This window comes from Moritella sp. PE36 (genome assembly GCF_000170855.1).
GTDB lineage: Bacteria > Pseudomonadota > Gammaproteobacteria > Enterobacterales > Moritellaceae > Moritella.
The window spans coordinates 41,891-57,012 of the sequence record NZ_ABCQ01000026.1; the positions used below are offsets into that span (position 1 = coordinate 41,891).

Annotated in this window: 11 protein-coding genes; 3 read left to right on the forward strand and 8 right to left on the reverse strand. The window is 40.7% G+C overall.

Translation table 11 applies throughout. The features are described 5' to 3' along the window. Positions 1-2: 2 nt before the first annotated feature. Positions 3-1,442 carry a hypothetical protein gene (locus tag PE36_RS14455; RefSeq protein ID WP_006032779.1) on the forward strand — a complete coding sequence of 480 codons (1,440 nt, stop codon included), beginning with the start codon at positions 3-5 and terminating at the stop codon, positions 1,440-1,442. Here the strand turns inward: PE36_RS14455 and PE36_RS14460 are convergent. From PE36_RS14460 to PE36_RS14490, 7 genes are all read right to left on the reverse strand, one after another. Next, entirely contained in the window at positions 1,379-2,368 is a 990-nt protein-coding gene (locus PE36_RS14460) for a hypothetical protein (protein WP_006032780.1), read from the reverse strand. The genes PE36_RS14455 and PE36_RS14460 overlap by 64 nt on opposite strands. 570 nt (positions 2,369-2,938) lie before the next feature. Continuing rightward, positions 2,939-4,384 carry a methyl-accepting chemotaxis protein gene (locus PE36_RS14465; protein ID WP_006032781.1) on the reverse strand — a complete coding sequence of 482 codons (1,446 nt, stop codon included), beginning with the start codon at positions 4,382-4,384 and terminating at the stop codon, positions 2,939-2,941. A 110-nt stretch (positions 4,385-4,494) separates the two neighbouring features. Further along, positions 4,495-6,123 (reverse strand): ABC transporter ATP-binding protein, encoded by a 1,629-nt coding sequence (locus tag PE36_RS14470; protein WP_006032782.1) that lies wholly within the window; start codon positions 6,121-6,123, stop codon positions 4,495-4,497. Beyond that, the gene (locus PE36_RS14475) at positions 6,123-7,145 is read right to left on the reverse strand and encodes an ABC transporter permease (protein WP_043994561.1); all 1,023 of its coding nucleotides are present in this window, start codon (positions 7,143-7,145) and stop codon (positions 6,123-6,125) included. Before PE36_RS14475 ends, PE36_RS14470 begins: the two co-directional genes overlap by 1 nt. Before the next feature lie 26 nt (positions 7,146-7,171). After that, on the reverse strand, positions 7,172-8,263 hold the full coding sequence (locus PE36_RS14480) for a microcin C ABC transporter permease YejB (RefSeq protein WP_006032784.1): 1,092 nt from the start codon (positions 8,261-8,263) through the stop codon (positions 7,172-7,174). 4 nt (positions 8,264-8,267) lie between these two features. Next, the gene (locus tag PE36_RS14485) at positions 8,268-10,088 is read right to left on the reverse strand and encodes an extracellular solute-binding protein (RefSeq protein WP_006032785.1); all 1,821 of its coding nucleotides are present in this window, start codon (positions 10,086-10,088) and stop codon (positions 8,268-8,270) included. A 168-nt stretch (positions 10,089-10,256) separates the two neighbouring features. Continuing rightward, positions 10,257-12,119, reverse strand: coding sequence for a bifunctional diguanylate cyclase/phosphodiesterase (locus PE36_RS14490; protein ID WP_043994563.1), 1,863 nt, complete (start codon positions 12,117-12,119; stop codon positions 10,257-10,259). A gap of 232 nt (positions 12,120-12,351) precedes the next feature. Between PE36_RS14490 and hpf the strand changes: the two genes are divergently transcribed. After that, positions 12,352-12,738 (forward strand): ribosome hibernation-promoting factor, HPF/YfiA family, encoded by a 387-nt coding sequence (gene hpf / locus PE36_RS14495; RefSeq protein WP_006032787.1) that lies wholly within the window; start codon positions 12,352-12,354, stop codon positions 12,736-12,738. Between the two features lie 228 nt (positions 12,739-12,966). Further along, a complete protein-coding gene (locus PE36_RS14500) occupies positions 12,967-14,133 on the forward strand; it encodes a chorismate mutase (protein WP_006032788.1) in 1,167 nt (388 codons plus the stop codon). A gap of 132 nt (positions 14,134-14,265) precedes the next feature. Here the strand turns inward: PE36_RS14500 and tyrA are convergent. Then, a partial coding sequence (gene tyrA / locus PE36_RS14505) for a bifunctional chorismate mutase/prephenate dehydrogenase (protein ID WP_006032789.1) occupies positions 14,266-15,122 on the reverse strand: 857 nt, incomplete at its 5' end.

The following is a 15,122-nucleotide window of genomic DNA, read 5'->3' on the forward strand; positions in this document are numbered from 1 at the left end:
TTATGGCCTTATGGGTTAAGCTTTATCAGCTTTATGCTATTTTTTGGCGGAAACGCTTTTATTTACTGATCCCAATTATTACGATGCCAGTCATTGGTTATTTTGTTGGCCGCAGTATTCCTGAAAGTTACCATTCACATACCAGTATATTATTGCAAGAAAGCGCACTGTTAAATCCATTTTTGTCAGAACTATCACAGCCATTCAATATCCAATCTCGCTTTAAAGCGATCGACATTCTTGTTAAGCGCAAACAAGTATTGCTCGAGGTGGCTCAACAAGTCGGTTTAATTATGCCCAATGATTCAGCTTGGCAACAACAACAAGTTGTTAATAAAATAAGACAATCTTTAAAGTTGTCATTAACGGGGGCTGAACTAATCAAAATTGAAATGATATGGCCAGACCCGCGACAATTAAGCGTGATCTTAGATGTGGTCAGTGAGCGATTCATTTTACGCTTAACTAAACCCAACCAAGAACAGGCATTAACTAGTCAAGCCTTTCTTGCCAAGCAGCTCAATCAACAATATAAAGTATTACGCCAAGCAGAGCAGAACCTTTTTGATTATCAACTAAAAAATGCCAGTATAATTCCTGAGTTATATGAAGCCAGGGAGTCAGCGCTTGTTGATATCAATCGCAGTCTAGAAAATAAAGCACAGGAATTAGCATTATTTCAATCTAAATTAACGCTATTAACAAAAAGATTAATTCTAACCAATCCTGCTGCACAGTTAATTGATAACAAAATCACCCAACTCGAAACATTAAAAGTCCAGCAATTAATGCACTACACCGAACAACACTCACAAGTTAAATCAACAAATCTAAAAATAGCTCGCTTACAAGAACAAAGACAAAGACTCCAGTCCAGCATACAGAGTCAACAGGGGCTAGATTTACTGCTAAACCGTATAACACGGCTGACACAACAAGCCTTAACAACGCAGGTAACGCCATTATTACTCGCTCAGCTCGATGGTTATGAACGCTATAGAAACAGTATTAAAAAAATAACATTAGAATTAAAAACACTGGAAAAACAGCAGCAATACTTCCAACAAAACCAAGCTAAATATGTAAAAATTGAGCTAGAGTTACAACGATTAAAGCGTGAGCACGATGCAAAAAACACCGTGTATTTAGATTTATTAACACGCCATGAAATGGTGTCAATTAGTAATGCGCTTGGCGAGTTTGAATCAGCGACTAACATTAAGATCATTACGCGACCTTTCATTCCCGAACAAACTATTAATTTACCTATTATCAGCTATATTTTACTGGGGCTGTTATTAGGCATAATCCAAGGGACAGCCATCAGTGTTGCACTGTCAAAAACACAAGATACACTATGGGATGAAAGTAAGATTGCTCACGAAATGGGTCTAAAAATCATTGCGCGCGTCCCGTTAATCTCATTAGCATCGGGGCGATAAATGATCTGTAATATTGTTTTTCCTTTGCCGAGCGGATCCGCTGAAATAACCAGGTGTGGTATTGCCATATACTCTGGGCTATAACCGTCAAATGGCTGTTTATCTTCTACCAACACCACAAAATGACCAAACTTGATACGTTCATAATTAGGGTATAAAGATTGGTAAAAATCAAGTACCGAGGCGGCACTTGCGTCAACACTATAACTTGCTAACGGTAAACTGGCGATACGATTAAGATGTAGCCCTTCAGGGATAAAATTTTGCAATTCTGCACCGCTATAGATAGGGAGAAAATGATGCGGTAACGGAACTTGACCACCTAATTTGTCCAGTTTACTAAGCCAATGTGGTTCATCCGCCACGATTTTATGCGCATCACTACTGACTACAGAACCCTTATCCACATTCGGTCCAAGATCCTGCTGCTGTTCAATATCTAACTGATATAGATTTAACAATGCTGGTTGAAATTGCTGCTTAATAACATCCAGCATAATTGATTGGGGATCCTGAACGATAATTGCATCCATCTCAGTCGCAATGCGCTTCACCATCGTTGAATTCACAAACTGGCGATAACGCCCGAGATCATTACATTGGCGACAAAAATTAGTCAATAAATCTGCCGTGGTAATTGTAATAACATCGTGCTGCATATATTCAGGAAAGATAAGTAGGGAATCAAAACTGAGGCCATTATCTGAGAATAACTCCAAATAATAGGGTTCTGTGTTATTGGTAATGTCACTGCCATTAAGGCATAACTGATTGTTAACGACGGGCTGTGATAATATTTCATCAAGGTAAATCATTTTATTTTGCAAATAAGCTGACTCTAGTTTTACCACGCTAGTGCAATTATTGGCGTTCGCTAATGGCGGAAATAATATCGCAATCATGACGATTATTTTAACTAACTGCATTTGATATCCTTATCTAGCAATTATTTCGATGTAATCAAATTAGTGCAAAGGCTCCGCCCGAGACTAGTGTGAGGTAAGGCTTAATTTAACAGTAATTTACATGTACCGTAACGATCAACGTCACTAAGTTAACAATCATCAAAAATAAACCAGTAAAAATACGATATCAACAGTTGCATATTAAAAGTAATGCGCTATATTTAAGTCAGAAACCGAAACAGCCGACCACTTTATTAGTCAAACAGATGTAATGACATCGTATTTGAGTTTTTAATGCCGGCGTGCTTGGTTATCTAATCCTAACTTCGGGTTAGCGCTTTCGAACAACATTGCATTCAGAATTAAAAAAAAGCTCACTATTATTAGTGAGCTTTTTTTTGTCTGTAAAACAGTGCGATAACTATCGTGTTATACCAATTGCATTAAATAAGTGATCAATTATTTCGCCGGAAAAATTGACAATAACAAGACGTTAATTGCCGTAACTAGTTATTCTAATTACAAAATTAACAACGCAGTTAGTGGCAGTTTTAACCAGAAAGAGTGATCATCTATTTATTGTGATTGGTATCAATGACGATTGACCATCGTCACCAGCCGTGTCGACATATCATTAAGTTCATCACTGACTTGTAATAGCTCACCAATACTTTTAGTCATCGCCTGCGCATTCAATGCATTACTCTTCGTTACAGATGTCACCTGTTCACTTGCAGACAGTACACCGCTAATATTTTTATCTGTGTTAACAACATTACTGGTGACACAACTTATTTGGCTGCTCATATTGGTTACTGCATCAATAATTTCGGCAAATGTTTCGGCATTGGTCTCAACAGCGTCATAACCATTGCTCACATCTGATGAACTTTTTTCGATGAGTAACTTAATTTCATTGGCTGATTCTGAACTGCGCTTCGAAAGGTTACGCACTTCGTCTGCCACTACCGCAAAACCACGACCCAGTTCGCCAGCTCTTGCCGCTTCAATCGCCGCGTTAAGCGCCAATAGATTAGTTTGATTCGCAATATCCGTGATCACCATAATGGCTTTTTCAATCGCATCATTACTGGCTTTAATATCCGACATTGAGGTAATAGTCGCCGTCATTGCGATAGAACTGTTATCGGCCTGCTCTTCAGCGCGTTGAGAGTCATTACTTACCGCTTGAATAATATCGCTGGATTGGCCAACTAACACAGCAGTATCTTGCAGTAATTCATTGATATGACTGGTAGCAGAAACCTGCTCTCCGACACCGTCATCGATGTCTTTAGCATATTGCGACATAACCGTTAAATGGCTAGTCAGCTCTTTGGAGGTTTGCATCAACTGCGTGACCGTAGCACCAACTTGATTAAACAGTTGTTGTAGCTCTTCACGGCTTTGTTCTGCCGCTTGTGACGAAGACTCTGCAGCTAATAGCGCCGCCTGATTACTGGCAATCGCTTTGTTACGTAAGGCGTTGTTGTAATGATTTGAGAACCAAATGGCAAGGGGTGGTAATAGCAGCGCTGAATAATGTTCAACTTGGGCATCTTTTGCCGATAATACCAATTGCGGTAATTCATAACCGCTATAGTCCATAACGATCATAGCAACATAAATCAACACCATCACCACAGACCAAAAAAATCCAGACCGCGCATTCATTAATAAGTAAGCAAATACCGTCATCGCCGCAATCCACATAATCGAATGTGAACTCGCACCGCCAGTCTGAAACATTAAATTAGTCAGATGTATCATGCCGCCAAGTTGCATCACATTACCGGCAATAATCGGATTAACCGCCGCTTTAATCAACCCTAAGCTACAGATAAAACCGATTAACATAACCAGTGAGCTATTCACTAATACTGGCACATCTAGATTATTCCACTTCAACGCACTATAACCACCGACAATAATACCAACGAGTGCAAAGGTAATGATGCCTCGACCCTTAATTTTATCGTCGTCACTTTTTTGTTCGGCTAAGAGATACTGGTAAAAATGATTTCCAAATGATGACATCCATGATCCTTTATTTGAATAAAATAGAATAAATTTTGTTATGGCAATCTAGCATGCTTAAAGTATTAACACTATACAACTATCACTAAAGTATTAACTCGAGTGGTACTTTAATTAAAACACATTGCGGCCGACAGTAATGCTTGGGTATAAGCTTGCTGCGGTTGGTTAAACACCGCTTCAGTTTCCCCCTCTTCAACAATTTTACCGTCTTTAAGCACTAAAATACGGTGACTTACCGCGCGTACCACACTTAAATCATGAGTAATAAAAATATAGCTGAGTTGGTGCTGTTGCTGCAACTGACACAACAAATCTAAGATCTGTTTTTGCACTGTACGATCGAGTGCTGATGTGGGCTCATCTAAAATAAGGATCTGAGGTTTTAATACTAACGCTCGCGCGATAGCAATACGCTGACGCTGTCCACCAGAAAACTGATGTGGGTAACGCTCTAAAGACTCTGTAGGCAAAGCAACATCAATCAAGACTTGTTGGATAGCGATTTCAATTTCAGCATCACTGTGTTTACCTTGCACCTCTAAACCTTCACTGATAATTTGTCGTACCGACATGCGCGGACTGAGGCTACCAAACGGATCTTGAAACACGATTTGTATCGATTGACGATAAGCGCGCATCGCGGTCAAATTTAGTCCTTGCAGATTAGTACCGTTAAAATAAATATCACCTTCACTTTCAATCAGTCTCAATAGGCCGCGTACCAAGGTACTTTTACCAGAGCCACTTTCCCCGACAATACCGAGGGTTTCTCCTTGATATAATTGCAGTGATACACCGTCAACGGCTTTGACGTGATCATAAGTGCGCTGCCAGAGCCCTTTCTTTAACGGAAACCATACCTTGAAATCGTTTACCTGTAATAATGGCTGTGTGCGTATCAACGTAGGTATATCGCGTTGTGGTTCCGCATCTAATAGGATTTTAGTATACGCATGCTGAGGATCTGAAAAAATCCGCTCAACAGCGCCCATTTCCACAATTTCACCCGCTTTCATCACGGCTACATCATCGGCCAAATGTTTGACGATATTAAGATCATGAGTGATCATCAATATTGCCATTCCCAGCTTAGCCTGTAATGATTTTAACAATTCCAAAATTTGTAATTGCACGGTGACATCCAGTGCAGTGGTCGGTTCATCAGCGATCAATAAATCTGGCTCATTGGCCAACGCCATCGCGATCATCACTCGCTGGCGTTGACCTCCCGATAATTCATGTGGATAAGAACCTAAGCGATTTTTCGGTTCCGGAATTGCGACTAACTCTAACAATTCGAGACAACGGCGCTGTGCCTCTTTTTTATTTAACCCCTGATGTAAAAACAGTATTTCAGATATCTGTTTTTCAATGGTATGTAGCGGATTCAAAGACGTCATCGGTTCTTGAAAGATCATGCTGGCACAGTTACCCCGTAACGCTTGCATCACCGCGTGGTTTTTCCCTATCACTTCTTTGCCCATTAGCTTAATACTGCCTGTCGGATAGTGTGCCGCAGGAAAAGGCAATAACTGTAAAATAGATAACGCGGTCACTGATTTACCAGAGCCACTTTCACCAACAAGCGCAAAGGTTTTACCTTTTTCAATCGTAAAAGAAACATGCTCAACAACCCGCTGCTCACCAAAACTAACCGATAAATCGTTTACCTCCAGTACCAGTTGTTTCGGCTCAGAGGCAGATATAACTTTTAGTTTCAGTTTCGTTTTACTCATTACGCTCCCTTACGAGGATCAAACGCATCACGTGCCGCTTCACCAATAAAGACTAATAACACCAAGATCGTTGCCATCGACACAAACGCGGTAATGCCTAACCAAGGTGCTTGCAGGTTATTTTTACCCTGCTTGATTAATTCACCTAACGACGGCGATCCCACTTCTAAACCAAAGCCGAGGAAATCCAACGAGGTTAATGTGGTGAGTGCACCAGTAAAAATAAACGGCATAAACGTCATCGTCGCCACCATCGCATTAGGCAAAATATGCTTAAACATAATAGCGCGGTGAGATTGCCCCAAGGCTTTCGCGGCAATGACATACTCGAGATGACGGCCACGCAAGAACTCGGCGCGTACCACGTCTACCAGCGCCATCCAGCTAAATAGCAGCATGATGCCCAGTAACCACCAAAAATCAGGTTGGACTAAACTGGCTAAAATAATCAATAAAAACAGCATAGGTAAACCCGACCAGATCTCGATAAAACGCTGACCATACAGATCAATACGACCGCCGAAATAACCTTGTGTTGCCCCCACAGCAACACCAATTATCGAGCTAAATATGGTCAAGGTAATTGCAAATAATACCGAGATACGAAAACCATAAATAAGCCGCGCGAGGACATCACGACTCTGATCGTCCGTGCCTAATAAATTGTTACTATCTGGCGCAGAAGGTGCAGGCACCGTTAAATCATAATTGAAGGTATCATAACTAAATGGGATCAAGGGCCACCACATATCGCCCTGTGCTAAAATCAACTCTTGAATATATTCATCACGATAATCGGCAAGAATATCCAGCTCACCACCAAACTCCAATTCGTTATAATCATATAACACGGGTAAGTAATAACTGTCGTTGTAACGCACCACTAACGGCTTATCATTCGCAATGAACTCTGCAAATAAACTCAATAAAAATAATCCGCTAAATAACCATAACGACCAATAACCGCGTTTATTAAGCTTAAAGGTTTGCCAGCGATTGAGGTTCATCGGATTTTGTTTGATCCGCTGCCACGTTGCGATCCAGCCCATTATGATTGCGCCTCAAAATTAATGCGTGGGTCGATCATCATATAGGTAACATCACTGATTAACTTAATAACCAGCCCCATCAAGGTAAAGATATATAAGGTGCCAAACACCACCGGATAATCACGATTTATTACCGACTCAAAGCCTAATAAACCCAGCCCGTCTAACGAGAAGATAATTTCTATCATCAATGAACCCGTAAAGAAAATACTGATCAACGCGGCCGGTAATCCGGCAATCACTAATAACATCGCATTGCGAAATACATGACCGTATAACACCTGGTTTTCGGTAAGACCTTTGGCTCTTGCGGTGATCACATATTGTTTATTAATTTCATCTAAAAAGGTATTTTTAGTCAGCAAGGTTAACGTGGCAAAGCTACTGATCACCGAAGCCAACACCGGTAATGCCAGATGCCAGAAGTAATCTTTGACTTTCCCAAACGTGGATAACTCATCGAAGTTAGCAGACGTTAAACCCCGTAATGGAAACCAATCAAAATAACTGCCACCAGCGAAAAGCACGATCAGTAATAACGCAAACAGGAAGTTAGGAATAGCGAAACCAATCACGATCGCGCTTGAACTCCAAACATCGAAAGAAGAACCGTGAGTAACGGCTTTTTTTATCCCCAGCGGTATCGAAATAAGATACACCAAGATCGTCGTCCACAGTCCTAATGAAATCGAGACTGGTAACTTATCTAATATCAGATCAATCACCGAACTATCACGAAAAAAACTATCACCGAAATCGAATTTCAAATAGCTTTTAAGCAACAACCAATAGCGTTCGTATAAAGGTTTATCAAAACCATATAACCGTTCTAATTCCTTAATATATTCAGGATCAATACCTTGTGCACCTCGGTATTGTGACTGAGTACCATTGCTTAGATTCACTTTCACTTCGCCCTGACTACTGCCATCAACACGACTGGTTGCAGAGGACTCAATGCCTTGTAATTTAGCCAACGACTGTTCAACAGGGCCGCCTGGGGCCGCTTGAATAATAATAAAATTAAGGGTGATGATACCTAACAAAGTGGGGATCATTAACAAACAACGGCGTAGTATATAACTCCACATTTAGCTAGTTTCCTTTATTGCTAGCGGTGTCTTTATACCACCAACTATCGATAGCTAAACCGTACTTAGGTAGCTTTTCGGGACGGTGTATTTGCTGCCAGTACGCGACACGATAACTGCTAATATGCCATTGTGGGATCACCAAGTTTTTCCACAGTAAAACGCGGTCTAAAGCTTTCGTTGCGGTAACTAAGTTTTTACGATCAGTGGCATTAATCACCTTAGCCACCAACGCGTCGACAACCGGATCTTGTAAGCCTATACGATTACGCGTCCCCGGCATATTGGCAAACTCACTGCCCCACATACTCAACTGTTCATTACCTGGCGAGAGGCTTTGCGCTTGTATCAAGGTATAGATATCAAAATCAAAATTATTTAACCTGTTTATATACTGCGATACATCGACAATGCGGATCTCAGAGGCGACACCGATACGTTGTAAATTTTTACGAAATGGCTGAATAACCCGTTCAAACGACGGACTATAAACCAAGAACTCCACACTAAATTGTTTGCCATTAGCATCAAGCATTTTACCTGACTTCAATGTCCAACCCGCTTGCTTGAATAACTTAATTGCTTGGCGCTGCTGTTTGCGCACGCGGCCATCGCCTTTGGTTTTATCTAATGTATAAACTTGGGTGAACAGTTCGGGCGGTAACTGCGCTTGAAAAGGCGCAAGCAAGGCTAACTCGTCCCCTTGGGGGATACCGGTTGCTGCCAACTCTGAATTACTAAAAAAACTGTCAGAACGCTTGTACGCCCCATAAAACAGTGTCTTGTTTGTCCATTCGAAATCAAACATTAAACCGAGTGCTTTACGTACATTGGCATCTTTAAATTTGTCTCTACGTAAATTAAACCAAAATGCCTGCATACCTTGTGGATTCTGATGTTGGATCTCTTCTTTGATGATCTTACCGGAAGTAAATTGTTTGCCCTGATAACCCGTCGCCCATTGTTTCGAAATATTTTCAGCTCTGAAATCCACGTCGCCAGCTTTGAACGCTTCAAAAGCAATGCTGCCATCTTTGTAATAATCAAAAATAATATGTTTAAAATTATAACGACCACGGTTAACCGGTAAGTCTTTTGCCCAATAGTCATCATTGCGCTGATAATCAATACTGCGTCCGGCATCAAAGGATTTGATGGTATATGGCCCAGAACCCAGCGGTATATTTAAGTTTGCCTTCGCAAAGTCTTTACCTTGCCAGTCTTTCTCCGAGAACACCGGAAGTTGTGCCAATATCAAGGCTAGCTCTTTATTTTTGTTATCTTTAAAACTAAATTTAATGACTGATTTACTTTCTACTTCAACCCTCGTTACCTCTTTATACTGCGCGCGTAACTGCGGTACACCTTTTTCGATCAAGACATTAAAAGTAAACTCAACATCACTCGCCGTTAGCTCACTACCATCAGAAAAGCGGGCATTGGGATTTAAGTGAAAACGTACCCAGCTGCGATCGTCCGGCACTTCAATGAACTCAGCGACTAAGCTATATAAGGTGAATGCTTCATCCCCGCTTTGCTGCATTAAGGTATCAAACAAATAGCCAGTACCATCAGCAGTGACACCTTTGACGATATAAGCGTTAAAATTATCAAAACTGCCCATCGCTGAACGGCGTAAAGACCCGGTACGAGGCGCGTTTAAATTAACATAATCGAAATGGGTAAAGCTGTTACCGTAGGCTGGTTCTCCATGCATCGCAATAGCATGACGTAGCGGTTCACTCGCATTCGACGTTGCCAAGACAGATAGCGTGAAGAGCAGTGAACTGAGAGATAGTAATGCAGTACGAAGCAGTTTATTCATGGCTAGGTCCCTTTGCCAGATAAAAGTAGTCATTCAATTTACTTACTAAAATAATAGCATTTAACTGTAATTAACAAGGATATAGATGCGAAAGATACAAAAATGTTCACCTTATATCCATATTTATTACATTAGGGTTATAACCTACACGTTGTAAATGACACCAAGCTATCCTTGCAGGCGTCTAACATAAAGCGCGAGGTTTTCGCCAGTGAGTGGCTTACTGGCATAAAAACCTTGGTAAAAACTGCATTGCTGGCGTTGTAAAAATTCCAACTGCTGGCGGCTTTCAACCCCTTCAGCGGTAACATTAAAACCCATGTGTTTTGCCATCGCCAATACCGCTTCCACAATCGCCATATCAGAGACGTTATAAGGTATGCCTTGAATAAATGAGCGATCAATTTTCAGTTCATTGGCAGGCAAGCGTTTTAAGTAACTTAACGACGAATAACCCACACCGAAATCATCGACAGCAAAACTGACACCGATATTTTTCAGATCGGTCATTTTACGGATAGCGTCTTCGGCATGCTCAATCACCACAGACTCGGTGATCTCTAAGTTTAATTGCATCGGGTCCATGCCGGTCTCATCCAATACCATCAATACCGAATCAACAAAGTTATTATCATGAAATTGTCGGGTGCTCACGTTCACCGATAATTGCGGTACATTAACGCCTTGTAATTGCCATTCAACAAATTGACGACACGCGGCCTGCAGAACCCATATACCGATATCAATAATCAGATCGGTCTCTTCAGCAATCGGAATAAATTCGGCAGGCGAGATTTGTTGTTTCCCGCCTAAATGCCAACGTACTAAGGCTTCAACACCAATAATATCGCCATTTTGCACCATATGCTGAGGTTGGTAATGTAAAAACAGTTCATTTTTAGCGATCGCACTTTTCAGGCAATTATAAATATGTAACCGTTTATCCGCTTTACGCTGCATTTTTACATCAAAGAAATACACTTTCTTACGGCCATTCGATTTCGCTTGATACATAGCCGTATCAGCTTGTTTTAATAAATCATCGGCATGTTGATCTTTGCTTGGAAATAAGGTGACACCAATACTCGCACCAATATACAAGGCTTGTCCTTTGTATAAATACGGCTGAGAAATACGCTCAATTAACTGCTCTGCCAGTAAATTCGCGTGTTGTTCGGCATGCATTGGGTTTTCCGATAAATCAGGTAACAAAATGACAAATTCGTCACCACCGAGGCGAGCAATAAAATCTTCTGGTCGGGGTATTTCTTTTAATCGCTCTGCAACCTCAACCAATATGCCGTCACCCACAGCATGTCCCAATGAATCATTAATGGCTTTAAAAAAATCCAGATCAATAAATAAAAGCGCCCCTACCACCTGATTAGTTTTGGCTAACTGGTACTGTGTTTCTATGGTTTGATTTAATAATCGTCGATTAGCAAGACCGGTTAACGAATCAAAAAATGCCAAACGATGAAACTCTTCTTGCGATTGACTCGCGGTGAGCATAGATAATCCATAGCATAATTCATTATCCATCAAGCGGAAATTACGTTGTATTAGCGATCCGATAGCATGACAAAAAGACAAGGTTACGCTCGACGGAACATCACTCTCGATGACGCCATTAAAGTTAATCACACCAATACAGTCATTATGATTAAATAATGGGATAGTTAAATTGGTCGTTTTTAAACAATCGTCCTTGGCAATAATTTGAACAACCTCGCCGCGTGCGTGCAACTGCGATAGTTCGGTCATATTAAAGACGTGATTGGGATTAACACGACTAAGGTACTGTGGCAATAACGGGATAAGATTATCGAACGTGTCGGTAAACAACTGAATATTTACATCAACAAGGCTTAATGATTGTTTAGTTTCGTTGACTATATCATCGACAAAACCAACAAATTCATCACTGCCACACCAATCTATGACGGTTAATTGTAATAACACATGGTTTAGCTGTGCAGGCCTAGCAACAAATTCGTCATGTGAGGGAGTTATATTACATTTATCAGGCATATTATACGGTTCAATAATCATTTGATTTTATCAGCTATGGACTAGGCATAATGCCTAAGCAGGCGGTAGAAGACAATAAATATAACGAAAACACCTATAAATGATTAGCTCGTCACACTTTTTATGCATTTAAAAAACTAAATTAACAAACGTGATACGGATCACTTTTTTAAAAGCTGAAAGTCGTATTCTGAAGTTGAACCAAATAATGTAATTACCCAAGGAGATGTCTATGACATTTGAAATAACCAGTAAAGAAATTAAAGTTACGGCTCCTATGCACGAAAAACTTGCGATGAAATATGCGAAGCTAGAACGCTTCAATATTCCAATGATTAATCCGCACGTAACGATCAGTAAAGACAAGAATAACGTTAAAAAACTTGAGGCTAGCATTCATCTTCCACAAGGCCAACTACTCGCAGTTTCTGAAGGAGAAGATCTTTACGCTGCAATTACGATTTTAGGCCAAAAGCTAGAGCGTCAATTAAATAAATACAGCGAAAAACACTCCGCGCATAAAAGCGGTAAAGAGCAGTGTCGCGCAGGTGTTATTAGTGGTGAAGAACTCCCTGCCGAAAAGATTTCTGACGACGAGTTAGAGCTCGCAGAATACTAATAAAAAGTACTAACAAAGAGTACTAACATTTTCTGTTTCCCACGTTAATACGGGAACAACAATAAGCGCAGCATAGGACTGCGCTTTTTTATTTCCGCAGTTTGCCCCCAGACACCTTGACTTTGCCTCGCTAGATAAATAAATTAAACCATCAATTAAAAATAAATGTGCACTATTAGGCATATATATCCACATAACTTTATAGAATACGCACAAGGATCCTATTTCATGGCAGACCTCAACGATATTAGAACTCGCATTACCACGCTGGATAATAATTTATTAAGACTATTATCCGAACGCAGAGAATTAGCCATCGAAGTGGCAAAAAGCAAGCAATCGACGAGTAAACCAGTACGCGATCAAGATCGTGAACAGCAACTACTAGTGCGTTTAATTAACCAAGGTCGTGAACTTGGCCTTGATAGCAACTACATCATGAACATTTACCATACAGTTCTTGAAGATTCAGTATTATTACAGCAAGCCTTTTTACAAGAAATTAAAAATCCAAATGCCGCGGTACCAGTCGCACGCGTTGCTTTTCTAGGTGACAAAGGCTCTTATTCAAACCTCGCGTGTAAAAAGTACTTTGCACGTCAAGATGACCGCTTAGTCGAATTAGGCTTCCCGACATTCCAACAAATCATCACGGCGGTAGAAAAAGGTCAAGCTGACTACGGCATGCTACCCATTGAAAATACCTCTTCAGGTAGCATTAATGATGTTTACGATCTATTGCAACACACCACGTTATCGATTGTTGGTGAACTAACACAACCAATTGAACACAGTTTGATCACTACCTGTGATACAGACTTATCAAAAATTAAAACGATCTATGCGCATCCACAACCGTTTGCCCAATGTTCATTGTTTTTAAGTGCCCATCCACACATTAAAATTGAGTTTGTGGACAGTTCGTCAGCTGCGATGGTGAAAGTAAAAGAGCTTAACAGCGAAGAAGCTGCTGCAATTGGTAGCATCACCGGTGGCGAACTGTATGGTTTGAAACCAATTCGTACCGGTCTTGCAAATCAAACCGAAAACTACAGCCGCTTTATTGTGGTAGCACGTAAACCCGTTGATGTTGCAGTACAAATCCCAGCAAAAACCACCTTCACAATGTCAACAGGCCAACAAGCGGGTTGCTTAGTTGAAGCATTGTTAGTATTACGCGAAGAAGGCGTAACGATGACGAAATTAGAATCGCGTCCAATTCAAGGTAACCCTTGGGAAGAAATGTTCTATATTGATGTCGCGGCTAATTTACAATCAGAAAAAATGAAAAATGTAATTAAACAACTCACCCGTATTACCCATCAAATAAAGATATTGGGTTGTTATCCAAGTGAAGATGTAGCAGCAACTGATGTACCTGAAGATTTACTGTAAGTTATTGATGCTATTTAACCGTTACAATTAACAGATAAATAGCGGATTAAAACAAACGCATAAAAAAAGAGCATCATCAAGATGCTCTTTTTATTTGTCTGTTATTAGCGATGCTATTAATTAACTCACGAACTAATTATCAACATTAACAAACTGACGGTTATCATTTGCTTGTAACAACAGGTTACGGCTTTCTCGCAAGAACTGGGTTGAATAATCACCAAACCAATCAGAGACCATTTCAAACGAGCGAATAAAGCCATCTTTATCATTACGCTCTAACATTTCAGCGGCTTGCATAAAGCGTTCGGCATAACGACGGATCATCGCGACGTTATTATCTGACGCTAAAATAATGTCTGCATATAACGTTGGGTCTTGGGCAAACAGACGCCCTACCATGGCTAATTCTAAGCGATAAATAGGTGAACTCAGATCCAGTAATTGCTGTATATCTGGATTCTCTTCCGCTAAATGCGCACCGTATACAAACGTAGTAAAGTGACGTAAGGCTTGGATCAAAGTCATCGCTTCATCATGTTGCTTGGCATCAACATCATAAATACGCGCGCCCCAGATCTGCATTTGCTCTAACAGCCACTGGTATTGCTCTTTACCACGGCCATCACAACACACAATCACTTGTTTCGCCAGATTACCAACATCAGGGCCAAACATCGGATGTAAACCGACCACAGGGCCTTGGTGAGCATTAAGCATTGCTTGTAAGGGTTTACTTTTAATACTGGTAATATCAGCCAATACGCAATCTTTTGGTAAACAGCCTAATTTAGCAATAATGGTTTCGGTTAGGTTAATTGGCACTGATACCACCACCAGCCCGGCATTGGCAAATAACGCATCCGCATTATCCCAATCACCTTGCTCGAGAATATCAACCTGATAACCAGACAGACGGAACATGCGTACAAACAGCATACCCAATTTACCCGCACCACCAATCACCACGATACGGCCAAGGTCTGGCT